General features: G+C 66.7%; 23 protein-coding genes. 14 read left to right on the top strand and 9 right to left on the bottom strand.

Annotated elements, in window-relative coordinates; genetic code table 11:
- Positions 1–62 precede the first annotated feature (62 nt).
- Positions 63–2,345, top strand: coding sequence for a DNA polymerase III subunit gamma and tau (locus ACWDTF_RS09150; RefSeq protein WP_449754306.1), 2,283 nt, complete (start codon positions 63–65; stop codon positions 2,343–2,345).
- Positions 2,346–2,545: 200 nt separating this feature from the next.
- Here the strand turns inward: ACWDTF_RS09150 and ACWDTF_RS09145 are convergent, their stop codons facing one another.
- Both ACWDTF_RS09145 and ACWDTF_RS09140 read right to left on the bottom strand, forming a co-directional pair.
- A complete protein-coding gene (locus tag ACWDTF_RS09145; RefSeq protein WP_240856272.1) occupies positions 2,546–3,865 on the bottom strand; it encodes a class I SAM-dependent methyltransferase in 1,320 nt (439 codons plus the stop codon).
- Positions 3,862–5,244 (bottom strand): FAD-binding oxidoreductase, encoded by a 1,383-nt coding sequence (locus ACWDTF_RS09140; RefSeq protein WP_449754313.1) that lies wholly within the window; start codon positions 5,242–5,244, stop codon positions 3,862–3,864. Before ACWDTF_RS09140 ends, ACWDTF_RS09145 begins: the two co-directional genes overlap by 4 nt.
- Before the next feature lie 80 nt (positions 5,245–5,324).
- Between ACWDTF_RS09140 and ACWDTF_RS09135 the strand changes: the two genes are divergently transcribed.
- The 10 genes from ACWDTF_RS09135 (at position 5,325) to ACWDTF_RS09090 (ending at position 12,178) form a co-directional block, all read left to right on the top strand.
- Positions 5,325–5,801: an SRPBCC family protein gene (locus ACWDTF_RS09135; RefSeq protein WP_240856271.1), complete on the top strand. Its 477-nt coding sequence runs from the start codon at positions 5,325–5,327 to the stop codon at positions 5,799–5,801.
- Positions 5,802–5,870: 69 nt separating this feature from the next.
- A complete protein-coding gene (locus tag ACWDTF_RS09130) occupies positions 5,871–6,737 on the top strand; it encodes a pseudouridine synthase (RefSeq protein WP_240856270.1) in 867 nt (288 codons plus the stop codon).
- Positions 6,738–6,760: 23 nt separating this feature from the next.
- Positions 6,761–7,120, top strand: a complete 360-nt coding sequence (locus ACWDTF_RS09125; RefSeq protein WP_449754305.1) for a hypothetical protein — start codon at positions 6,761–6,763, stop codon at positions 7,118–7,120.
- Entirely contained in the window at positions 7,117–7,764 is a 648-nt protein-coding gene (locus ACWDTF_RS09120) for a dihydrofolate reductase family protein (protein WP_240856268.1), read from the top strand. Before ACWDTF_RS09125 ends, ACWDTF_RS09120 begins: the two co-directional genes overlap by 4 nt.
- 29 nt (positions 7,765–7,793) lie before the next feature.
- A complete protein-coding gene (locus ACWDTF_RS09115; RefSeq protein WP_240856267.1) occupies positions 7,794–8,123 on the top strand; it encodes a hypothetical protein in 330 nt (109 codons plus the stop codon).
- A 21-nt stretch (positions 8,124–8,144) separates the two neighbouring features.
- The gene (locus tag ACWDTF_RS09110; protein ID WP_240856266.1) at positions 8,145–8,510 is read left to right on the top strand and encodes a YbaB/EbfC family nucleoid-associated protein; all 366 of its coding nucleotides are present in this window, start codon (positions 8,145–8,147) and stop codon (positions 8,508–8,510) included.
- 28 nt (positions 8,511–8,538) lie between these two features.
- Positions 8,539–9,150, top strand: a complete 612-nt coding sequence (gene recR / locus ACWDTF_RS09105) for a recombination mediator RecR (protein ID WP_240856265.1) — start codon at positions 8,539–8,541, stop codon at positions 9,148–9,150.
- A gap of 92 nt (positions 9,151–9,242) precedes the next feature.
- Positions 9,243–10,856 carry an alpha/beta fold hydrolase gene (locus ACWDTF_RS09100; protein WP_355278916.1) on the top strand — a complete coding sequence of 538 codons (1,614 nt, stop codon included), beginning with the start codon at positions 9,243–9,245 and terminating at the stop codon, positions 10,854–10,856.
- A gap of 65 nt (positions 10,857–10,921) precedes the next feature.
- Positions 10,922–11,419 carry a uridine kinase family protein gene (locus ACWDTF_RS09095; protein WP_355278919.1) on the top strand — a complete coding sequence of 166 codons (498 nt, stop codon included), beginning with the start codon at positions 10,922–10,924 and terminating at the stop codon, positions 11,417–11,419.
- 18 nt (positions 11,420–11,437) lie between these two features.
- Entirely contained in the window at positions 11,438–12,178 is a 741-nt protein-coding gene (locus tag ACWDTF_RS09090; protein ID WP_355278906.1) for a uracil-DNA glycosylase, read from the top strand.
- Here ACWDTF_RS09090 and ACWDTF_RS09085 read toward each other — a convergent pair.
- A complete protein-coding gene (locus ACWDTF_RS09085; protein ID WP_240856263.1) occupies positions 12,140–12,862 on the bottom strand; it encodes a type 1 glutamine amidotransferase in 723 nt (240 codons plus the stop codon). The two genes, ACWDTF_RS09090 and ACWDTF_RS09085, sit on opposite strands and share 39 nt — an antisense overlap.
- Positions 12,859–14,121, bottom strand: a complete 1,263-nt coding sequence (locus ACWDTF_RS09080) for a MurT ligase domain-containing protein (RefSeq protein WP_240856262.1) — start codon at positions 14,119–14,121, stop codon at positions 12,859–12,861. Before ACWDTF_RS09080 ends, ACWDTF_RS09085 begins: the two co-directional genes overlap by 4 nt.
- Before the next feature lie 71 nt (positions 14,122–14,192).
- Between ACWDTF_RS09080 and ACWDTF_RS09075 the strand changes: the two genes are divergently transcribed.
- The gene (locus ACWDTF_RS09075; protein WP_240856261.1) at positions 14,193–15,269 is read left to right on the top strand and encodes an alpha/beta hydrolase; all 1,077 of its coding nucleotides are present in this window, start codon (positions 14,193–14,195) and stop codon (positions 15,267–15,269) included.
- A gap of 249 nt (positions 15,270–15,518) precedes the next feature.
- Here the strand turns inward: ACWDTF_RS09075 and ACWDTF_RS09070 are convergent, their stop codons facing one another.
- Positions 15,519–16,493, bottom strand: a complete 975-nt coding sequence (locus ACWDTF_RS09070) for an EamA family transporter (protein ID WP_240856260.1) — start codon at positions 16,491–16,493, stop codon at positions 15,519–15,521.
- 131 nt (positions 16,494–16,624) lie between these two features.
- Here ACWDTF_RS09070 and ACWDTF_RS09065 point away from each other — a divergent pair, with 131 nt between their 5' ends.
- Entirely contained in the window at positions 16,625–17,023 is a 399-nt protein-coding gene (locus ACWDTF_RS09065; RefSeq protein WP_240856259.1) for a hypothetical protein, read from the top strand.
- A gap of 2 nt (positions 17,024–17,025) precedes the next feature.
- Here ACWDTF_RS09065 and ACWDTF_RS09060 read toward each other — a convergent pair whose 3' ends face one another.
- From ACWDTF_RS09060 to ACWDTF_RS09050, 3 genes are read right to left on the bottom strand one after another with little or no spacing between them, the layout of a single operon-like run.
- Positions 17,026–18,081 (bottom strand): LLM class flavin-dependent oxidoreductase, encoded by a 1,056-nt coding sequence (locus ACWDTF_RS09060; protein WP_240856258.1) that lies wholly within the window; start codon positions 18,079–18,081, stop codon positions 17,026–17,028.
- A gap of 6 nt (positions 18,082–18,087) precedes the next feature.
- Positions 18,088–18,624, bottom strand: a complete 537-nt coding sequence (locus ACWDTF_RS09055) for a GNAT family N-acetyltransferase (protein WP_240856257.1) — start codon at positions 18,622–18,624, stop codon at positions 18,088–18,090.
- Positions 18,625–18,680: 56 nt separating this feature from the next.
- On the bottom strand, positions 18,681–19,991 hold the full coding sequence (locus ACWDTF_RS09050; protein WP_240856256.1) for a DUF1254 domain-containing protein: 1,311 nt from the start codon (positions 19,989–19,991) through the stop codon (positions 18,681–18,683).
- Between the two features lie 342 nt (positions 19,992–20,333).
- Here ACWDTF_RS09050 and ACWDTF_RS09045 point away from each other — a divergent pair, with 342 nt between their 5' ends.
- Complete coding sequence (locus tag ACWDTF_RS09045; RefSeq protein WP_449754304.1) at positions 20,334–22,964, top strand: LuxR C-terminal-related transcriptional regulator; 2,631 nt, start codon at positions 20,334–20,336, stop codon at positions 22,962–22,964.
- On the opposite strand, the gene ACWDTF_RS09040 is transcribed toward ACWDTF_RS09045, so the two are convergent.
- Positions 22,956–23,381: a DUF6325 family protein gene (locus ACWDTF_RS09040; protein ID WP_355279523.1), complete on the bottom strand. Its 426-nt coding sequence runs from the start codon at positions 23,379–23,381 to the stop codon at positions 22,956–22,958. The genes ACWDTF_RS09045 and ACWDTF_RS09040 overlap by 9 nt on opposite strands.
- Between the last annotated feature and the right edge of the window lie 103 nt (positions 23,382–23,484).

Genomic DNA, 23,484 nt, shown 5'->3' with positions numbered 1-23,484 from the left:
GTTGCGGACCGGACTGTGGGACCGGGCAGGGGACTGTCGGGGTTCGCCGGTAGTCTCGACGCGTGGCCCTGTATCGCACCTATCGCCCGGCTACGTTCGCCGACGTCGTCGGTCAGGAGCATGTCACCGATCCGCTGAGCCGGGCACTCGACGCCGGTCGAATCAATCACGCATACCTCTTCTCGGGGCCACGTGGTTGTGGCAAGACGTCGTCGGCGCGCATCCTCGCGCGGTCACTCAATTGCGAGCAGGGACCGACGTCGACGCCGTGTGGTGTGTGCTCGTCGTGCGAGGCGCTCGCGCCGGGTGGGCCGGGCAATCTCGACGTCATCGAGTTGGACGCGGCCAGCCACGGCGGCGTCGACGACACTCGCGAGCTTCGCGACCGCGCATTCTATGCACCGGCCGAGTCGCGCTATCGGGTGTTCATCGTCGACGAGGCGCACATGGTCACCACGGCCGGCTTCAACGCGCTGCTCAAGATCGTCGAAGAACCGCCGGAGCACTTGATCTTCGTGTTCGCGACGACCGAGCCGGAGAAGGTGCTGCCCACCATCCGTTCGCGTACGCACCATTACCCGTTCCGGTTGCTCGCGCCGCCGGTGATGCGCGGGCTGCTGGAGAACATCTGCGAACGCGAGCATGTGACCGTCGCGGCTGATGTCTTTCCACTGGTGATCCGTGCCGGTGGTGGGTCGCCACGAGATTCGCTCTCGGTCCTCGATCAGCTCATCGCCGGTGCCGACGAGAAGGGAGTCACCTACGATCGGGCGCTGTCGTTGCTGGGTGTCACCGACATCGCGCTGATCGACGACACGATCGACGCTCTTGCCACAGCCGACGGAGCGAAGCTGTTCGGGACGGTCGAGAAGGTCGTCGACGCCGGACACGATCCCCGCCGATTCGCCATCGACCTCCTCGAGCGGCTGCGGGATCTCATTCTGCTGCAAGCTGTTCCGGACGCTGCCGATCGCGGGCTCGTGGAGGCGCCCGGCGACCAGCTCGCGCGGATGAACGCCCAGATCGCGTCGCTCGGGTCTGCGTCGCTGACGCGGTTCGCCGAGATCGCGCACGCCGCGCTCGGTGAGATGCGCGGCACCACCTCGCCGCGACTGCTGCTCGAGGTGATGTGTGCGCGCATGCTGCTGCCGGCGGTCTCCGCGGACGACGCAGCGTTGCTCCAGCGTCTCGAGCGGCTGGAATCGGGTGCACGGACATCGATTCCGATCCCGGCGACCCCGGCCGAACCGGAACCGGAACCGAAATTCGTGCGTGCGTCCCAGCGCAAGGCGATCGAGGAGGCCAAGGAGCAGGCCGCTGCCGAACGCACCGCCGCCGAAGAGGCCGAGGCCGACGACCGCGTGCTCGCGCCGGCAGAGTCTGCTGCGCCGGCCGATGTGGTGGTGGCTGAACCGGCTGATGTGGTCACGCCTGAGCCGGCTCCAGTCGTCGCGGATACGACTGCTGCAGAAGCGGTTCGGGGTGGCGGGACGCCGACGGCACCGCAGCCTCCGGCGCGCACACCGGCGGCACGCACCGAGGCGGCACCCGAGCCCGAGCCAGAGAAGACGCCAGAGCCGACGCCGGTTCCGAAGCAACCGACACCTGAACTGACGCCCGAGCCGGAAGTTGCTGCAGCCGACGATATTCCACTTCCTGATGAACCATCCGACGACTACGACGCACCACCCGACGATCCCCGGCCGCGCCTCACGTCGAAGGCAGAACCGGAGCCTGCAGAGCCGCCGGCTCCGGGGCTTGATCTGGACACGCTCCGCAAGCGCTTCCAGGAGGTGCGCACGGCCGTGCGTGGCCACAGTTCGCAGGGCAAGACCGTCGAGCCGATGCTGTCGTCGGCAACCGTCCACGATCTGCAGGATCAGACCGTGATCTTGTCGCACCCGGTGGAGATCCTCGTCGGCCGGTTGTCGGCGCCGCACGCCATCGCGATCATCAGGGAAGCCTTCAAGGATGTCCTCGGGACGGAGTTCGACGTCCAGACCATCCATCAGCCGCCCGGTGGCGGCGCTGCGCCATCCGGCCAGGCGCGTACGTCGGCGAAACCTGCGCAGTCGGCTGCCAAGTCGCGGCAAACCTACGCACGGCGCAGCCAAGCGGCCACGCAAACTCCTTCTGCTGCAACGTCATCGGTGGAATCGGCACCGGAGCCGGTGGCCGAACCCGAGGAGCCCGAGCCGCCGCGCGCCGATGAGGACATCCCCCAGGACGAACGCGAGGAAATGGTCGCCGACGCCCAGGCGGCCACACCCGAAGGCCGGCACGACCCGGGGAAGGCCGCCCTCGAGCTGCTCCAATCAGAGTTGGGCGCACGCCCGCTCGAGTGAGAGAACCCCCGCTCCCTGGTCCCGGATTCCGCTGCCTGAGGCGCGACGAGCGCTAGCGAGGAGCCTCGAAGGCCTGGTAAGCCAACGATGTCATCTCACCAGGGGCTTCGAGGCTCGCAGGCTCGCACCTCAGCCGGCGGGGGCAGGCTCGTACGTCGGCCGGTGGAGGAGTGGGCGCTCGTCTCTACAGAATCACGGTGTCAGGCGTCCCACCACGGGCGCAGCGGGAGGTCGCTGTTGCCGAACTTGTCGAGTTTGGTGGCCAAGACATGATGTAGCTGGATGATGTTGCGGTCGAACCCGATTCGACACCCCGCCATGTACAGGCCCCACAGGCGCGCGGTGCCTTCGCCGACCTCTTCGACGGCCTCGTCCCAATGCTCGACGAGGTTGACGTTCCAGTCGCGCAGCGTCATCGCGTAGTGCTCGCGGAAGTTCTCCTCGTGCACCACTTCCATGCCGCCGATGTCCTGAAGCTTGGAGATGATCTTGCCGGAGCCCGTCAGCTCCCCGTCGGGGAACACATAGCGGTCGATGAACGATCCGGCCCGGTTGCGTCCGGAGTTGTCCGGGCGGGTGATGCAGTGGTTCAACAGCATTCCGCCGTCGCGGAGCTTGTCGCGCATGAACCCGAAGTAGGCGGGGTAGTTGCTCACGCCGATGTGCTCGGTGAGACCGATCGACGACACCGCGTCGAAATCGCCCTCGGGGACGTCGCGGTAGTCGCTGTGTCGGACCTCGGCGAGTTCGCCGAGTCCCTCGTCGGCGATGGCCTTCTGCGCCCATTCGGCCTGTTCGGCGGACAACGTCGCGCCGATGACCTTGACGCCGCGTCGGGCGGCGTAGCGGACCATTCCGCCCCAGCCGCAACCGATGTCGAGCAGCCGGTCGCCGGGCTTGAGCCGCAGCTTGTCGTAGACGAGCCGGTACTTGTTGTCCTGTGCGGACTCCAGCGACGCGTCGCGATCGGGATAGACCGCGCAGGTGTAGGTCATCGACGGCCCGAGTACCCACTCGTAGAAGGTGTTCGAGACGTCGTAGTGATAGTGGATCACTTCGGCGTCGCGGGACTTGCTGTGCCGGAAGCCCTCGGCGAATCGGCGCCAGCGGGGCACGGCCTCCTGGGGCGGCGGTGCGATCGGCTTGAAGTGTTCGAGTCCGATGGAGCGGGCGATCTGCGCGAGCGCCAGGGCGGACGGACGGGTGAACTCGAGGTCGCCGGCCAGCGCGCGCAACGCCTCGTACGGGTCGCCCGGGTGTGCCCCGATGAGTTCGAGGTCGCCGGCGATGTAGGCGCGTGCCAGCCCGAGATCACCGGGCGCGGTGACCAGATAGGTTGTGCCACGCGGAGTTTTGAGATTCAGGCCGTACGGCGCGTCGATCGGGCCGGCGGAACTGCCGTCGTAGGCGGTGATCCGGATCTGGAGGTTCCCGCCGAGGAGCGACTCGAAGATCTCGGCAAGACTCATCTTGGTCGAACCGGTATCGAGTCCCGACGACGTTTCACGGAATGTGGTCATTGGCGCTTCACCGCTTTCGCATAGAGATCCAGCAGACGTCCCCGCGGGTCGTACCGCTTCTTGAGCAGCCGATAGTGTTCGCCGCCGTAGAGCTCGTCGAAATCCTCGGGGCTGTAGAAGGATTCCGAGTACAGCGACTTGTGACCGTCGAGCTCGGCCACCTTGTGTTCGATCATCTTGTTGGCGTGGCCGGGGTCTCCCGGCGTCACCGGGACCGCCGACCAGAAGCCGACGTTGACGTAGGTCTTGTGCGGTTGCAACGGATACAGCGGCCACGGGCGTGCGGGGTCGGAGCCGGAGAGTGCCGGCTCACGTAACCGCAGCGGGCACAGCCAGATCGGCTCGATCGGGATGTTGGCGAGAAACCATTCGAGGTAGGCCGTGGTGTTCTCGATCGGGACCTCGATGTCCTGGACGACGCGTTCGCCGGGCGGTTCACCCTTGCGTGCGTTGAGCCGGTCGCCGATGTCGTACCGCTGATCGAGGCCGATCAGCTTCCAGTAGAAGCTGCTGCGCAGATAGCGTTTGGGCCACAGGCGTCGGATACGCGGGTTCTGAGCGCCGAACGCGCGGGAACACCAGAACCAGTCGGTGTCCCAGCGCCATAGGTAATCGTGGATGGTCAGCCGGTCGGTCTTCTTGCTCTGGATGGACCGGTAATAGATGTCCATGCCGGTGTAGTCGGAGACCGGTCCCGGCTCGGTCGTCGACCGACCCAGCGTCAGGTAAGACTCGGTGGCCGAGAACACCACGCCGTCAAGGTAATCGACCTGCTGCCCGTCGTAGGTGCCGGTGTCGACGATCGTGCTCATCGTCGACTGCAGGTCGGCGAGCCGGTCGAAACGGACATGGCGCAGTTCGACATACGGAGACACCGGCACGAGCTCGATCTTGAGTCGCACCGAGTAGCCGAGTGTGCCGTAGGAGTTGGGGAACCCGAAGAACAGATCGGAATGCTCGTTCGTGGGTGTGGCGGTGATGATGTCGCCGCTGCCGGTCAGGATGTCGATCTCGAGCACGGCCTCGTGCGGCAATCCGTCGCGGAACGACGTCGACTCGATGCCGAGTCCGGTGACCGCGCCGCCGAGCGTGATGGTCTTCAACTGCGGCACCACCGTCGGCGCCAGGCCGTACGGGAGAGTGACCGCGACCAGGTTCTCGTAGGTGCACATGCCCGCGACGTCCGCGGTCTTCGCGTCGGGGTCCACCGAGATCACCCGGTCCAGACCCGAGACGTCCAGACCGGGATATGGATTGGCCGCACGCTTGCGAAACAGGTTCGACGTCTTCTTGGCCAGCCGCACGGTGGCCTCGGGCGGAATGGCGCGATAACTCGCCAGGAGGGTCGACACCCCCTGGTCGAAAGCCTCTGCCCCCATCTCCAACCGGTCAGAGTTCACTTGGCTAGCCTAGGACGTGATCAGTGCACCCGCCAATCAGTTCTAAGGAGAGCCCAATCGTGGGTCAGATTTCCGCAACTCAGTCGGTCGACATCGCCGCCGCTCCCGACGCCGTGATCGGCGCGCTGGCCGACTACAACGAGGTGCGTCCGGCGATCCTGCCCGAGCAGTACCGCGACTACGCCGTGATCAGCGGCGGCAACGGCGACGGCACCGTGGTGCACTGGATTCTGCAGGCCACCTCCAAGCGTCAGCGTGACGTGAAGGCCACCGTGTCGGTGGTTCCCGCCGCCGGGAGCGGAGCGAGCGGGGCGAATGCTGCAGCTACCGTCACCGAACGCGACGAGAACTCGACGATGGTCACGACGTACCAGGTCGTCGCCGCGGGCAACGGCTCCAAGGTGACCACCACGACCACCTGGAACAGCAACGCCAGCGGCATCGGCGGCTTCTTCGAGAAGACCTTCGCGCCGAAGGGACTTGCACGCATCCAGGCTGCGCTGCTCGCGAACCTCAAGACGCGCCTGGAGAGCTGACCGTCGGTGCGTCGGGGCCGCCGGCGACCATCGCCGCTGCCGATTCGTGACGGGGTCGATGCGACGCGTGTGGTCTTGCGCTCCGGCCCGGATCGGACCGTGCGCGAGTGCCTGCTGACCACACCCTCGCTCGACGGCCTCACCGACGATGACCTGAGCGATCGCGCCGACGCCGGAGAGATCGTCGATGCAGCCGGCCAACCGATCTCGCTGGACGACCCGGCCCGCCTGAACACGTCGATCTACCTCTACCGAGACGTCGCCGACGAGGTGCCGATCCCGTTTGACCTGCCGATCCTGTATCGCGACGACAACATCGTCGTCGTCGACAAGCCGCATTTTCTGGCGACGATGCCGCGCGGCCGACATGTGACGCAGACAGCGTTGGTGCGTCTGCGGCGCCAACTCGGCTCCGACGACGTCGCACCGGCGCATCGGCTCGATCGGCTGACCGCCGGAGTGCTGCTCTTCACCCTGCGGCCGCAGGTGCGCTCGGCCTACCAAGAGTTGTTCGCGTCGCGGACCGCCGCCAAGGAGTATCGGGCGCTTGCCCCGGTCGACGCATCGCTGACCGATACCGTCACCGTGCGCAACCGCATCGAGAAAACCGCCGGGGACCTGCGCGCACTCGTCGTCGACGGCCCGGTCAACGCGATCAGCGACGTCACCCTCATCGACACCACTATGGATGGCGGCGTCTACCGGTTGGTCCCGCACACCGGTCGCACGCACCAGCTGCGGCTGCACATGTCGCAGCTGGGCGTGCCGATCGTCGACGACCCGCTCTATCCTGACGTGCGCCCCGAACTGGCGGCGCGGCCCGACAAGGGAGACTTCTCCGCACCACTGCGACTGATCGCGCATGCGCTGGAGTTCACCGACCCGATCACCGGCGAGCGTCGTCGCTTCGAGAGTCGGCGGTCGGTGACCGGATGAGCACAGACGGTCATGATGGATACATGGCGCTTGATCTGTGTTGTCTCCTGTGGGCTCACCCCGGTCGTCGGGCGGAGATGCACTCCTACGAGGACAAGGTGCTTGCCCTGGTCGCCGACCATGGGGGCGTCGTGCGACAGCGCGCTATCCGTTCGGTGCGACAGCGCGCTATCCGTTCGGTGCGACAGCGCGCCCTCTGTGACGATCCGGACGGGCCCGACGAGCTTCAGATCATCTCGATCGGGGACCGAGCGGCGCTGGACCGCTTCATGGCCGATCCGCGTCGGACTGCACTGGCCGCCGAGCGTGACAGTGCGATTGCACGCACCGAACTGTTCGAGGTGGCACTGGTGGCCACTCCCGTCACCGAGGAGACGACATGACGCAGTTGCTGCGAGTCCAGAATTTCGGGGTGTCGCGCGACGGATACGGCGCGGGCGAGGGACAGAGCGTCGAGCGTTCGTTCGGTCATGCCGATCCGGCGAGCATCTTCGCCTGGGCGGGGGCAACCGCGAGCTGGCCCAATCGGACCGAACCCGGCGGCACTCGCGGTCTCGACGACTACTTCACCCGCGACTTCCACCACAACATCGGCGCCGAGATCATGGGGCGCAACAAATTCAGTCCGCTGCGCGGTCCCTGGGAGGATCACGACGAGTGGCTCGGCTGGTGGGGCGACGAACCACCATTCCACACCCCGGTCTTCGTGATGACCCACGATGCTCGGCCGTCGTTCAGTCTGTCCGACACCACCTTCCACTTCGTCGACGACGAACCCGCAGCCGTACTCGAGATGGCGCGCGCAGCGGCCGACGGCAAGGACGTGCGACTCGGTGGCGGGGCGGCGATCATCCGCTCATTCCTCGACGCCGACCTCGTCGACACCATGCATGTGGCCGTGTGCGACGTCGAACTCGGTGGCGGATCGCGGCTGTGGGAGACACCCGACGAGCTGCTCGACCGCTTTTATCTGGAGGTCGTGCCCAGCCCGAGTGGCGTCACGCACCACCTGTTCTGGCGACGCTGACGTCTGGACGCGTCCGCTAGCCTGGCGAGGTGACGATCCGCGCGTCGTATGAACGACATCCCGACCTGGGATGTGAGGCCGTCGTGTTCATCGACGACGAGTCACTGGCCTGTTTCCAGATCCAACGCGACCTCGTCGGCGGTCCCCGCGCCCACGAATACTGCGTGACCACCGGGGCCAGCGCGCCGATCTACGGCGGGATCGCCGACTGGCGCCGCGTCGAGGACCGGTTCGAATTCGCATTGACGCGTCGCGCGAGTCGCCTCTTCGGGGACGAACTGCTGTCCTTCGAGATCAGCCCCGCCGACGAGTCCACCGTCGACGACATCGCGGCGCATGTCGATCGATTGCTGCGTTGAGCTGACGGTTACCCTGGACGGGTGACTCAACCTTTCGATCCCAGCGCACTGTTCGGCGGCGGCGGGGGTGGCGACAACCCGATGGCCGGGCTGTTGGCCCAGGCCCAGCAGATGCAGGAGCAGCTGCTGAACGCACAGAACGAGATCGCCGCGACGGAGGTCGTCGGGACCGCGGGAAACGGCCTGGTCACCGTCACCGGCAACGGCACCGGGGAGATCACCGCAGTGACCATCGACCCCAAGGTCGTCGACCCGGACGACGTCGAGACCCTGCAAGACCTGGTGCTCGGGGCACTCGCCGATCTGTCGACGAAGCGCGAAACGCTCGCGACCGAGAAGATGGGCCCGCTCGCCGGAGGACTCGGCGGCCTGCCGGGACTCGGCTGAGGCCCCACCGAAGAAGCCGGGACCACCGATGTACGAGGGACCGATCCAGGACCTGATCGATGAGCTGGCCAAACAGCCGGGACTCGGGCCCAAGGGCGCCCAACGGATCGCGTTTGCGCTGCTCGCGGGCGAGAAGGTCGACATCGACCGGCTGATCGCCGCCCTCGGTCGGGTGCGCGACGACGTGACCTTCTGCGCCGAATGCGGGAACGTGTCGGCCAACCGGCTGTGCCGCATCTGTTCGGACGCCCGGCGCGACGCCACCAAGATCTGCGTCGTCGAAGAGCCCAAGGACGTGCACGCCATCGAGCGGACGAAGGAATTCCACGGCCGCTATCACGTGCTCGGAGGTGCACTCGACCCGTTGTCGGGGATCGGGCCCGATCAACTGCGCATTCGCGAGTTGCTCCGGCGTCTGGCGAACACCGAGGACGGCAACGACGTCACGGAGATCATCGTGGCCACCGATCCCAACACCGAGGGCGAGGCGACCGCAACCTACCTGCTGCGCATGCTCAAGGACTTCCCCGGACTGTCCGTGACGCGACTGGCGTCGGGGCTTCCGATGGGCGGAGATCTTGAATTCGCCGACGAACTCACACTCGGGCGGGCCTTGTCGGGTCGTCGTATCCTCGCCTGAGCCGCTGCGGCCTTTCCGGCGGCGCGTGCCGGGACGGCGTCTGCTAGAGATATAGGGATGCCGAGACGGGGGAGTGTGTGTTGAAACACCGAATGGGTGTGCGATTGCTGGGTGCCGTCGTGGCGATCGGCGCCGCCGCGGGTGTACTGACTACCCCGCCGCAAGCTGTCGCGGCCCCGCAGTCGTTGCAGTGGGGTCCCTGCCCCAAGGTGCACAGCACCAGCAGTGCCGTCCAGTGCGCAACGGTCGTTGTGCCGCGTGACTACGCCAAGCCGAATGGTCCGACGATCAACGTGACCGTCAGCCGCATCCCCGCCCGCGACCCGGCGCACAAGATCGGGGTGCTGGTCGGCAATCCGGGCGGTCCCGGCGGCGACGCGCTCGGCCTCTTCTCGTGGGCGCCACCTCCCGCACCTGTGCGCGACCGCTTCGACCTGGTGGCCGTCCAGCCACGTGGGCTGTGGAGCGCCACGCCGATTCGGTGTGCGAAGTTCAACGCCGACAACGACATCGAAGCATTGATGAACTACGGCGCGATCAATCGGCAACGCTGCGAGCGGCAGAGCCCGGGCTATCCGTCGACCATCACCACCGAGAACACCGCACGAGACATCGAGATGGTGCGACGCGCTCTCGGAGTCAACAAGCTCAGTCTGTACGGACTCTCGTACGGCACCACGCTGATGGCCACGTATGCGACGTTGTACCCGCAGCACACCGATCGTCTCGTGCTCGACTCGGCCGTCGACCCGACCGGTGTGTGGAATCGTGTCGGCAACGACCAGACGCCCGGGTACAAGGCGCGGGTCAACGCGATGATGACGTGGATTGCCCAGCACGACAACATCTATCACCTAGGGAAGACACCACTCGCGGTGTACCGCAAGTGGAGTGCGCTGGTGGAGAAGCAGGCGGGTGTACCGCCCTCACTGGCCGCGCCGCCTGCACAGGTGGGCGATGTTCCGCCAGGCCTGAAAGCCGTGTCGCAGCAGTACATTGCGGGTGTCAACCTGACCGCCGATGTCCGGGCGCGGTGGGAGAACTTCGTCGCGACGATGCTGACCGGCAAGGAGCAGTCGGATTCGTCGTTGCTCGTCGGGACGCGTCAGCTCGCGCCCGACCGCAACTACTGGCCGATCGTCGCATTGCGCCTGGCCAACAAGCTCCCGCGTCGGAAGGCCGTCAAGCCGACGCAGGAGGAGATCGCCGCCGCCGAGGCGTCGAGCAATATGCACAACATCATCATGTGCAACGAGAATCAGTACCCGGCGCAGCCGTCGCAGATCCCTGCGGCGCTCTTCAGCAACCTCGTCGTCAGTGACGTCTTCGACGCTCCCGGACTGTTCTGGGGCGCCGGAATCGCCTGCGCCGGAACCACTCCTATCGTTCGGCCGGTGGCCACGCGAAACCGTGGGCTTGCGGTGCAACCGCTGCTGATCAACAGCCTCGGCGACCCGCAGACGCCCTATCGTGGCGCGATGAGGCTGCGCGCGCAGATGGGTGCACACCTCATCACGGTCGGCGGCGGCGATCACGGACAACTCGCCCGCGGGAACCGTCCGCTCGACGCTGCCATCGCCCAGTATCTGATCACCGGCCACACGTCGGTGACGTCGGCACCGCAGGCGCCGATCACCACGCCGCTCACCCGTCTGCCCGGTCCTACCTCCGAGTCGCGCAGCGAGCGGGTCGGCTACGGCTGGTGACACCCGTCGCGGCGGCAGGGCTCGATCCTGCAGTCGACGCTCGGCTCGACGCTCTCGCCGCCGAGATGGTGTCGGGGATCGTTGCGATCGACGGACCGTCGGGCGCGGGCAAATCCCGTGTTGCCGACGCGCTGATGGCCAAACTTGCCGCCAACCGCACCGGTGCGGTGCTCGTCCGCACCGACGACTTCGCCACCTGGGACAACCCGGTGGCGTGGTGGCCGGAGCTGGAAACCGATGTGCTGCACGCCTTTATCCGCCGCCACGACTATCAGTACCGGCCACGTGTCTGGCACGACGGGGTGCCCGAGCCCGGAACCCGCGTCTGGTATCGCTGGCAGCCGTTGCTGGTCATCGAAGGCGTGTCGTCGGCTCGGCGTCGGATCGCGAACCGGCTGACGCACACCCTGTGGCTCGACGGTCCACCCGCGGAAGAACGGCTCGAACGTGCCGTCGCACGCGACGGCGAGCAAGCGCGACCCCACCTCGCACAGTGGCAACAGTTCGAGCGCGGGTGGTTTGCCGTCGACCGCACCCGAGAGCGTTGTCGGGTTCTGGACTGATCGGCATAGGCTCGGAGCATGACCATCGCCGACCTCGACCGGGAACTGGTGCAATGCCGCGCCTGCCCGCGGCTCGTCGAATGGCGCGAACGCGTCGCGCAGGAGAAGCGGGCAGCGTTCGCCGACGAGACCTATTGGGGCCGACCGGTACCCGGCTTCGGGCCGACCGACGCCGCAATCGTGATCATCGGCCTTGCCCCTGCCGCCCACGGTGCCAACCGGACCGGCCGGATGTTCACTGGTGACCGTAGTGGCGACATGCTGTTCGCCGCGCTCTTCGAAGCGGGGCTGGCCAATCAAGCGACCGCGGTGTCGGCCCACGACGGGATGAAGCTGTACCGAACGAGAATGACGGCACCGGTGCATTGCGCACCGCCGCAGAACAAGCCGACCCCCGAAGAACGGGACCGTTGCGCGCACTGGATGCATGCGGAGCTCGAGTTGCTGGCACCCAGCATGCGGTCGGTGGTCGCGCTCGGTGCGTTCGGATGGCGTCAGACACTGCACACTCTCGCGGAACTGGGCTGGACCGTGCCGCGCCCGCGGCCGGTGTTCGCCCACGGTGCCACGGCATCGCTGGCTCGGGGGCAGCAGGAGATCGTCGTCTTCGGTTGCTACCACGTCAGCCAGCACAACACCTTCACCGGCCGGCTGACCTTACCGATGGTCGTCGATGTGCTTACTGCCGCAGCAGAATTCGCGGGAGTCGATCCGGGGAACTCAGCCGCGTCGTCCGGCGACGAGCCGTTCGCGTCGTAGGCGGTCGACTTCGGGTAGTTCCAGCGGGTCGAGCCGTTCGACGCCCATCGCCCGGGCCAACAGGAAATCGGCCAACTCCGGATTGCGGGCCAGTGCCGGTCCGTGCATGTAGGTTCCGATCACCGAACCCTGCACCACACCTTCGGTGCCGTCGCCGACGCCGTTCCCGACGCCGTGTCGCACCCGGCCGAGTGGCCGGGCGTCGGAGCCGAGTGTGCTTCCGCCACGGTGGTTTTCGAATCCGGTGAGCGGCGAGGTGAGTTCGTCGATGACGGGGTCGGTGACGAGTTCGCCGATGCTGCGAGCCGCTTGCGGCGACGTCGTGAGGTCGAACAGCGAGATGCCGTCGACGCGCTCGCCGGCCGACGTCTCATACCAGTGTCCGAGCACCTGGATGGCCGCGCAGATGGCCAGGACCGGACGCCCGGCCGCGGCAGCGCGCTGTAACCCGGGGAACTTGGTCAGGTGGCGTGTGGCGAGCCGCTGGGCGTAATCCTCTGCGCCACCGAGGGTGTAGACGTCCAGGGACTCGGGTACCTCGTCGTCGAGCGTGATCTGCACGACCTCGGCGTCGATGCCGCGCATCCGGGCGCGCTGCCGCAGGATGAGCGCGTTGCCGCCGTCGCCGTAGGTGCCCATCACGTCAGGCAGGACCAGCCCGATCCGCACAGTGGACTCGCTCATTGCTCACCCCTCCGGGACCGAGCGGCACGATCCAGGGCGATACCCAGATCGCGGAACGCGGTGTAGTTCGCGAGTACCTCAACGCGGCCCGGCGGACAGGATGCGATGGCGCGCACGGGATCCGGGATGGTGGTGTGTTCGGCGCCCGCGTAGAGCAGCCGGACCGACAAGTCGGCGGCACGTTCGCCGGCGGCGACCACGGCCATGGTCTCGAATGCCTCGAACCGCACATCCCACAGCCACGAGAGATCCTCGCCGTCGGGGACCTGGCCGTTGACGGCGATCACCAAACCGTCGGCGTCCTGGTCGATCATGGAGAGGGCCTCTTGCCAGCCGGCCGGGTTCTTGGCGAGCAGAGTGCGCACGGAGTGATTGCCGACCTGGTGGATGCCATACCGTCCGGCGACCTCGCCGACGGTGCCGACGGCTGCGACGGCCTTGTCCGGATCGGCGCCCATCGCGACCGCTGCCGCGACCGCCTGCGCGGCGTTGCCTCGGTTGGCCCGCCCCGGTACCGCGAGATCGAGGCGCGACCGGAAGCCGTCCGGGCCATAGATGTTCTCGTCGTCGACCCACCAATCCGGGGTGGGTCGACGGAACGATTGGTCGCCGGTCGAATACCAACCGTCGTCGGATCGGACGATGGGTTCGCCGGTGCGTGGACAGCTCACCGAGTCGCCGACCCAACTCGCGCCGGCCGCCACCCACACAACATGCTCCGCGTCGAAGGCGGCAGAGGTGACCAGCACATCGTCGCAGTTGGCGACGACGGTCGTCTTCGGATGGCGCGAGATTCCTTCGCGCAGCCGCCGCTCGATCATGTTGATCTCGCCGACGCGGTCGAGCTGGTCGCGGGAGAGATTGAGCAGCACAAGGACTTCGGGGTCGACGGCGTCGCTGACATGCGGTACGTGCAACTCGTCGACTTCGAGCGCGCACACCGGTGCGCTGCGCTGCAGGGTCAGGGTGGCGATGATCCCGGCGTCCATGTTGGCGCCGTCGGCCTGGGTGGCCACCTCACCGATCTCGGCGAGTGCCGCAGCGGTCATCCGAGTGGTGGTGGACTTCCCGTTGGTTCCGGTGATGATCGCGGTCCGTTTTCCTGCGGCGAGTCGTCGCATGATGTCGGGATCAATCTTTGCGGCCACCAGGCCGCCGATCATCGAACCCTTGCCTCGTCCTGCCGTGCGCGACGCCCAGCGGGCCGCGGCGGCAGCCGTCAACGCGATCGAGGTGCGGACAGGTACACGGTCGGGCATGGGGACGAGTCTGTCATAGGACTTCGGCACGGGTGTGTGCGCAGATGCGCACGCCGCGTAAGGTCCCTGCTGTGAGCCGTGCCACAACGATGAAGCTGTCGCCCCTCGCCCGACCCCAGCGCGCCCTCATGTCGGGGATGGGAAAGCTGCAACCCCTGGTCTCTCCGCTGTTCGGTAGACGCACGCGAGTGAACGCCGACGGTGAACGGCTGGCGCCGGAGATGGCTGCCGTGGGCTGGTCGGCGGCGCACATCCCCGGGATGGGTCTCGGCGGTCCAGAAGTGGAGCCCTCGCGTCGTGGTGTCGACGAGGGTGCTGCGGGACTGGCCGAGAAGTTCCCGCCGTTCGCGGTCGAAGAAGATCTGGTCATCGACTCGCCGAGCGGGCCGATCCCGGCGACGCGATACCGTGCCCGCGAGGAATCGTCCGGTCTGCTGGTGTTCTTTCACGGTGGCGGTTTCGTCCTCGGCAGTCGGATCAGCCACGACGGTCTCGTCCGGCGACTGGCCCTGGGTGCAGACGTCGACGTGCTGTCGGTCGACTACCGGCTCGCCCCCGAGCACCCTTTTCCGGCTGCCGTCGAGGACGCGGTCGCGGCATGGCGGTTTGCGGTCGAGGCGGCGCCTCGCTGGGGGCGCTCGCCGAACCGGATCGTCGTCGGCGGCGACAGTGCCGGTGGAAACCTGAGCGCGGTGGTGGCTCAGCAGGTCCGCGGCGACGGCGTGACCCCGTGCCTGCAACTGCTGCTCTATCCGATCACCGATCTGGGGAATGTGCGGCCGTCGCGCCGCGAGTTCGAGTCTGGCCTGTTCCTCACCGAGGAGCGGCTCGAATGGTTCAACAACCATTACGTGCCGGAACCTGCGATGCTCACCGATCCACGCTGCTCGCCGCTGCTGGCCGAGGATCTGAGCGGCCTCGCTCCCGCGCACGTCGTGGTGGCGGGCTTCGACCCACTCCGCGACGAGGGCCTCGAGTATGCGCAGCGGCTGGTCGACGCCGGAGTTCCGGTCACGGTGCAACGAGAGGGCGCCATGATCCACGCCTTCGCCAACATGACGCTGATCAGCGCCGGTGCACGCGCGGCCGTGGACCGGGTCAACGAGGCCGTTCGTGAAGCGATCGAGAAGGTGCAGCCCGAGGACTGAATCGAAGAGTACTGCTTTCAGGCCTCCTGAACTGCGGAAACGCTTCGACCCCACCGCTCCCTGAGGTGCGAGGAGCGCCAGCGACGGTCCGCTACGCCCCCACCGCTCCCTGAGGTGCGAGGAGCGCCAGCGACGAGCCTCGAAGGGCCTGGTGAGACAACAATGTCATCTCACTGGGCCGAAGCTCGCAGGCTCGCACCTAGCCGGCGGGGAGGCGTTCTTCCCGCCGCCACGATCGTCGCCGTCACCTCATCTCAGCCGGCGACCGGGAGCCGCGGCACCGACGAGTTGGGGCTCGGCGCTGTCGTCGGCCGACGGAGTTTCCGGCAAATGCGGTCGGGACACCGGCGCGGCGAGCACGCCTGCCGCGCACCCCACGATCACGACAGCGGCCCCGGCCAGCTCGACGATCGTCGGCGTCTCACCGAGAAACGCCCACGACGCGCTGATGCCGACGATGGGCACGAGCAGCGACAACGGTGCGACGCGACTGGCCGCGTGCCGGGACATGAGCGAGGTCCAGATTCCCGAACCGGCGATAGTGCCGAGTAGCACCACGTAGGCGAGACCGCACAACGCGAGGATGCCGGTGTGGGTGCCGAGGGTGGCGACCGCGTCGAATCCGGCCGACGGTCCCTCGACCGCAAGGCTGAGGGCATAGAGCGGGATCGGCGGGATCACCGACATCCACAGCGTCATGCGCAGGGCGTCGTCGGGCTGTGCGAGCCGCCCGCCGATGTTGCCGAAGGCCCAGGACAATCCGCCGAGGACGGTGAGCGCGATCGGCAACAACGCGCCGACACCCAGACTGCTGTGCGCGGTCCGATCCACCGCGATGAGTGCCATTCCGCCGACCGCCGCGACGATTCCGATCACCTGCAGCGGCGCCATGCGCTCCCGCAGGAACACGACGCCGAGGATGACGGTGAACGGCGCGGAGGTCTGCAGGACGAGTGAGGCGAGACCTGTCGGCATGCCCAACTCCATCGCGAGGAACAAGCACGCGAACTGCAGTGTGCCGAAACCGACTGCGTACAGGAAGAACCAGCGCAGTTGCACCTTGGGGAACCGCACGAACAGCATCACCGGGATCGCCATGACCGCGAACCGCAGCGCCGCGAAGAAGAACGGTGGGAAGTGGTCGAGGCCCAGGCGGATGGCGATGAAGTTGAAACCCCACAGGAGGACGACTGCCAGGCCGAGGGCGCGATCACGTGGGGACATGATTGCCATCGTGCGGCCTGAATCGGTGAAGGACAATCGAATTTATCCGCATAGATAGTTCATACTTGCTACATTAATTGCCCGGTGGTGAGGCTTGCCACAATGCCGACCCGGTGTGGCATCATTCCGGCATGAGCAGATTCGGGGTCATGCTTTCGGGTGCAGCGACAGTTCTCGCCGTGACGGCGGTGGGGGTGGGCACGACGATCGGTGCGGCCGACGCGCGGGCCGTCGTCGGCCCGCGCATCGCTGTGTCGATTTCGGGCAACACCGATTGGCAGGTCACTTTCGACAAGGGCGACGCACGGTCGGAGAGGTGCAAGCTCTTTGTCGGGAACAAGGTTGTGCCGATCTCGACCGGTGGCACGGCGACCGTGTCGGGTGCGGCGGTGAAGGCCGGCCGGCACCCGGTGGTGTTGAGGTGCGGCCGGCAGAGCAGCCCCACACTGTGGCTCTATGCGCCGCGCGGCCAGATCAACGACATCGCGACCTGGGCGAGCAACACCACCGCGGGCATCCTCGGGATCTGAATTCAGCGCCAACCGAGTTCCGGCGCCACATGCGTCAGGATCGACTCGATCACGTGTGCGTTGTATTCGACGCCTAGTTGGTTGGGTACCGTCAGCAGCAGCGTGTCGGCGGCCGCGATCGCCTCGTCCTCGCGTAGTTGCTCGATGAGCTTGTCGGGTTCGTCAGCGTAGCTCCGACCGAATCGCGCGACGCTGTTGTCGATCACGCCGACCTGGTCGTCCTCGGCACCACCACGTCCGAAGTACATCCGATCGCGATCGTCGATGAGCGCAAAGATGCTGCGGCTCACCGAGACTCGTGGTATGCGCTCGTGCCCCTCGTCGGCCCAGACCTTGCGGAAGCGTTCGATCTGTTCTGCCTGCAGCTGATGGAACGGCACTCCGGTGTCCTCGGTCAGCAGGGTTGAACTCATGAGGTTCATGCCTTGGCGGGCCGTCCATTCGGCCGTCGCACGCGTGCCTGCGCCCCACCAGATCCGATCCCGGAGCCCGGGTGATTGCGGCTCGATGGGCAGCAGGCCGGGCGGATTGGGGAACATCGGCCGAGGGTTCGGCTGCGCGAATCCCTTGCCCTCGATGACCTTCAGGAAGACGTCGGTGTGCTGACGCGCCATATCGGCGTCCGGCGCCGGGAACGGAGCGAGCGGGTCGCGTGTTGCCGTCGATTCCTCAGGTGGGACGTAGCCGAAGTACTTGTAGCCGTCGATGACCTGCTCGGGTGAGCCACGGCTGACGCCCAGCTGCAGGCGGCCGCGCGAGATCAGGTCCGCGGCGCCCGCGTCTTCGGCCATGTACATAGGGTTCTCGTAGCGCATGTCGATCACGCCGGTGCCGATCTCGATGCGGTTGGTGCGCGCGCCGATGGCTGCCAGCAGCGGGAACGGTGATGCGAGCTGGCGGGCGAAGTGGTGCACACGGAAGTAGGCGCCGTCTGCGCCCAGTTCCTCGGCTGCGACCGCCAGTTCGACGGACTGCAGCAAGGCGTCGGACCCGGACCGCACCTGCGAACCGGGGGAATCGGACCAGTGGCCAAAGGAGAGGAAACCGATGTTCTTCATAACCGTCTAAACGTACCGCGGTCCGTTTAATTCCGACCCCGGCGATGCGGTGTCCAGCACCAGTCCCATGACCACGGCGTCCCAGAGTTCGCCGGAGCGGCGCCGGTAGTGCCGCCGCAGACAACCCTCTCGCACAAATCCGAACTTCTCGTAGAGTCCGATCGCCGGACCGTTGTGCGGCCAGACCTGGAGTTCGAGTTTGTGGGCTCCGCGCTCGGTGCTCCACGCGATGGCCTCGGTCATCAGTGCACTGCCGATTCCGCGGTGTCGCCAGGCGCGGTCGATCTGCATGCCGAACTCGGTGACACCGGGCAACCCGAAGGCGATACCGAGACCGCCGACGATGTCGTCGCCGATGAGCGCGATGAACAGTGCCTTGTCCTCCGAATCGACCAGCGACCGGAAGAGTCCGCGCTCGCGCGCCGGGTCGAGTGGGGCCTCGGAGCCGATCCACACCCCCTCGGCGGCCACGCGTTCACGGAGATCGAACAGACCCGCGGCGTCGTCCTCGATCGCCGGTCTGATCACGAGGTCATCGGTCATGTCCAGATCGTAGTCCGCGAAAAACGATAAGACAGTAGCCCTTTCGTCTTACGCTCTCAGCGTCGCACGACCGCAGGTGGAGTCCAGCGGCCATCGAGAACCTCGGGATGGGGTTGGTAGAGGCGCATCGTCACGCCAAGGGTGCCACGCGGTGCGGGCAGCCAGTTGTCCCGTTTGTCCGCGCCCGGATCGGCGTGCTGGAGATACAGATCCAGCGAACCGTCGTCGTTGTACCGCAAGCGATCTCGATCGCCGATGGCGAATCGGTCGAGCTCGTTGGCCACCTGATAGCCCTCCGCGTCGTACATGGTCACCGACCAGAACGCGTCCACCGGTGGCAGCCCGTCGGCCGGGAAGTGGATGACATAGTCGTTGTCCCCGTCGAGTGGTGTGCCGTCCGCGTCGGCCACCAGCACCGGGTACGCGGCGTCGTCGGCCGGGTTCGCCCCGAGGCCGAGCAGCGTGATGCGTGCACGCTGCAGGTAGTCGTTGCCGTAGACCCCGATCGAGTTCGTCAGGGTCATCCATCCGTTCACCGGCTGCGCAAGGTGTGAAAGGTCGGTGATCTTCGCCAGCGCGGCAGCCCGGCCCTTCTCGAGTTCGGCCAACGCTGCGTCGTCGAACTGCGCAGCATCGAACGGCATGCCCGGCACCAGTCCGATGCGCGCGATCCGCGCCAGCACGGAGAAGTCGGTCGGATGCGGAGGATTGACAGCCAGGATCTCGGCCGCCCAGGCGAAGAACTCCACCACAGACAACCCGTTGACGAGTCGCACGGGTTCGGTCTGCACGTCGATGTCGCCGCCGGTCGTCGCGAGGTTGCCGGGTGTGAGTTCGGTGATCGACAGTCCGTCCTGAAACTTGCCGACAGTGGCGTAGTCGGATGGGCCGTTTGTCTGGACTCGGCCGATCGCCCACACGTGGGGAGTCGGAGTGATGATGAGGGTCGCGACGTCGGGGATCACGCCGTTGTCGAGGCCGACGTTCCCCGGACCGACGAGAACGTAGCGCGCGGGACCGTTGCCGGTGGTCCGGGTGCCCGGCGCCGCGAAAACGTCCGTCCACATGTCCAGGAACGGCAGCATGTAGTAGCGATCGGCCTCGGGAACCTCGATCAACACCGGTCCGCCGGTGAGATCGAGCCAGACCATCGAGTACAGGGTGTCGAAGTTGGGGCGGACCACCGAGCGGAACTCGGCGGTGGGGAACGCCCGCAAGTGGTTGAAGCGATTCGCGCCACCGAAGCCCGACGGCGACCGCGGCGATGTCTGCTGTCGCCGGGTGACGTCCATCGTCACGAGTGGGTACAGGTAGGTGTACGCCTCGGCGGCCAATGTGGCCAGGTTGTCGTTCGGGGAGCTTGTCATGTCCGCCCTCGCGGTCGGTGGAGTTTGGGTCGACGGAGCATGGTCGGCGCTGCTCTCACGGCGCCGCCGAATGGCCGCCCTGACCACGTCGGCAGCGTTGTCATCGGGCGTTGCTCGCACCACGGGATGCCCGATGACGGCACCTCGTTGCAGGCGGCCAGGTCGGATCATCTCCACCTCCACACTCTCCGAGCACCACGGTCGACGCCGACCGACCACATCGTCACCGACAATGTTCTGTCCATGCGTCACCCGGTTCGTATGACCGACCGTCTACGATTCCTTCGAGTACGGACGCGTTACTGCAGCGTGTCGTGAAGATCCGGGGAACTGAGGTGCGCGATGGGCCAGCCGGCTCTGCAGGTGGTGCCGGGCGGTGGACGCCCGGCCGTGCCGCCCGGTTTCGTGCGCCGTCCGCGCGTTGCCGACGCGCTGAACCGAGGCGTGCGCCATCCTCTGACCGTGGTCTGCGCGGGAGCCGGCTACGGCAAGACCCTTGCAGTGGCCGCATGGGCGTCGAAGACCGACCAGCACATCGCCTGGCTGGTGGCAGGTGGCGCAAGTGGCCTGCGATCGTTCTGGCTTGGCGTGGTCGCGGCGATCACCGACGCCGACGGTGACTCCGGCAACGCGGCACTTGCCGACCTCACACCGGGCGTCGAGTTCGGTTCGGCCGAGCTCGAACGGATCCTCGACGCACTGTGCGAGTTGAGGGCGGACACGGTCCTCGTGGTCGATGACTTTCACACGATCTCCGATCCGGAGGTGATCGCCTCCATCAGCGAACTCCTCGATCGCCGGCCGTCGACGCTGCGCCTGGTGCTGATCACCAGGACCGAGCCGCCACTGCGTCTGCGGCGCCGCCAGATCGCCGGTGACCTGGTCGAGATCGGCGCCGACGAACTCGCCTTCACCAGGCCCGAGGTCGAGGAGTTCTGCCGTCGAGCGGGTGCCGACGTGTCGTCCGCCGACATCGACGTCATCGTCGAGAAGACGGCCGGCTGGCCCGCAGGCCTCCGGCTTCTGCTGCTCTCTGCCGACCGCGGCGACCTGCACGAAGGTCTGCGCAGGTTCGGCGGCAAACAGCGGCTCGTCGCCGCCTACCTGCTCGAAGAGGTGCTCGATCACATCGCGCCGAGCGATCGTAAGTTCTTGCTGGCCACCAGTATTGCCGACCCTATCAACGCAAACCTGGCGCGGGCGCTGACCGGCCGAGCCGACAGTGGAACCGTGCTCGATGGGCTGGTGGCGATCAACGCGTTGACGGTGCAGCTGACCGATCGGGAGGGCTGGTATAGCTACCATCCGTTGCTGCGTGAGCTGCTGCGTTCCCGGCTCGACGCCGAAAACCCTGACATCGCGGCTCCTTTGCACCGAAAGGCGGCAGCCTGGTTTGTCGGTGCGGGGGACCCGATCGAAGGTCTGCGGCATCTCGGGCTGGCGGCCGACTGGGATCAGATGCTGACGGTCCTGGCGACCGTGGCGGTTCCGTTGATCCTCTCACCGCACGCACCCGCTCTCGTCGCCGCGATGAGTCCGGCCACGGTGCAGAATTCGCGCGGCCCCACCGTGGCCACTCTCCTGATCGCCGCTGTCGCCGAGTTTCAACGTGGCGACTTCGCAGCGATGCATCAGAATGCAATGGCTGCAAAGGAATTCGCCGACGAAGGCCTTCCCGCGCGACTCATCATCGCGCTGTGTGAGATGGTCCACGCGCGAATCAGCCGTCTCGCCGAACTTGTCGACCGCGGTGCGGCGGTCGCGACGATCGTGCGGAGCGTCCCGAGTTCGGAGCTGCCGAGTGCGGCCGGGCTCCTGCTCATCGCCGAGAACGCCCGCGGCATCGGGCTGATGCATCGCGGTGACCTGGAAGCCGCGAGCCAGATTCTGGCCGTGTGTCGGGATCGCGCTGCGGGCGCAGGCATTTCCCTGATGGCGATCGCCGCTTCGGCCTACCTCACCATCATCGACGTCATCCACGGTGCGCTTCCGGCGGTTGGCCGGCAGGTGGGTGAGGTCCTCGCCACGGTGGACCGTCGAGGCTGGAGTCGGGAGCCGCAGGTCACCGCGCTGTACGCCGCGGCGGCGCTGATGCACCTCGAGCGCAACGAACTGAAACTCGCCGAGGCCGCCGTGGAGCGCGGATGTCGGGGCAGCAGGACGCAATCCGATGCGGGGGCGCGAGTCTTGCTCGAGATCGCCGCGGTCCGGATCGCCGTCGTCCGCGGCGATGTGTTCGCGGCGCGAGAGGCGCGAGTGCGGCTGACCGCAGTGTGTGCCGCGGCGGGCGCCCTGCCTGACCTGTTGCGACGGTGGTCGCATGTTGCCATGACCGACGTCGACCTGATGGAAGGCGCGGCGACCGATTCGGTGCTCGTCGAACCGCCCGAGGGTGATGACTACGCCGCCGCCCTGGAACGTACGCTGCTGGCGCAGTTCTACTTACGGACGGGCCACCCGGAGGAAGTCTTTCGTGTGCTCGGCAACGCCGCACGGTTTGCTCCGTACCGGGTGATCGCTGCCAAGGCCGCGGTGCTCGGAGCCGTTGCGGCTCATATGCTGCGTCGCGACTCCGATGCGCTCGTACGGATCGGCGAGGCCATCGCGCTGGCGGAACCGGTGGGTGCGGTGCGACCATTCATCGTCGGCGGCCCCTCGGTTCCGAAGCTGCTTGAGCGATATCACGTTGTCGGAGAACGAAATCAACGCTTTGTCGAGCATGTCTTGGAGCAATTGGCCGACGGTCCCCGCCGTCCGATCGAGGACGACGAGTCGGCCGACAATCACCTCACCGAACGAGAACTGGCCGTTCTCCGCTATCTTCCGACGATGTACAAGGCCGCCGAGATCGCGGCAGATCTGTTTGTTTCGGTGAACACCGTGAAGACGCACCAGCAATCGATCTACCGCAAGCTCGGGGTCTCCACCCGCCGCGCCGCCGTCGAGCGTGCCCGCGAGCGAAATCTACTCTGAGGCGAGGGCCGACACAATCGCCCGACCGGGAATACGGCCGCGCGCCACCAGCTGCGCGCCGCTTGCACGTGCCGCCCTGGTGAAGGATGCGGTCGACAGGTATTCCCACACGATGACGGCGGCCGAACGTCCGGGCGAGATGGACGACGCCAGGTTCTCCACATCCTCCCAGGCGAGGAGTTCGGCAGTTGTGCCATCGAGGACCGTGAGTCCGCTGTCGACGAGTTCTTCGACCTCGACGACGTCGATCTCGCCGGTGTCGCGGCGCGAGAACACCAGGAGGTCGAGAATCCTAATGGTGCCGTCCCGTACGAGCGCGGCGAGCTCGATTGTCATGGCGTTGCCGAAAGATGTTGTACTGTCCGGGAATTCATAGACAACGTAATCCACAGGTCCGAGTTCGGTCGAATCGGGCATCGAACCTCCTCGGCGGTTGTGTGTACCCAAGTGTCGAGGTAGCCGGGTCCGATGTCCTCATCCCGATCGGGTGAACGGGGTGCTGCGCGCAACCGAACGACTC

This window comes from Gordonia sp. NPDC003422 (assembly GCF_053588675.1).
This window is presented reverse-complemented; position numbering and strand designations above follow the sequence as displayed.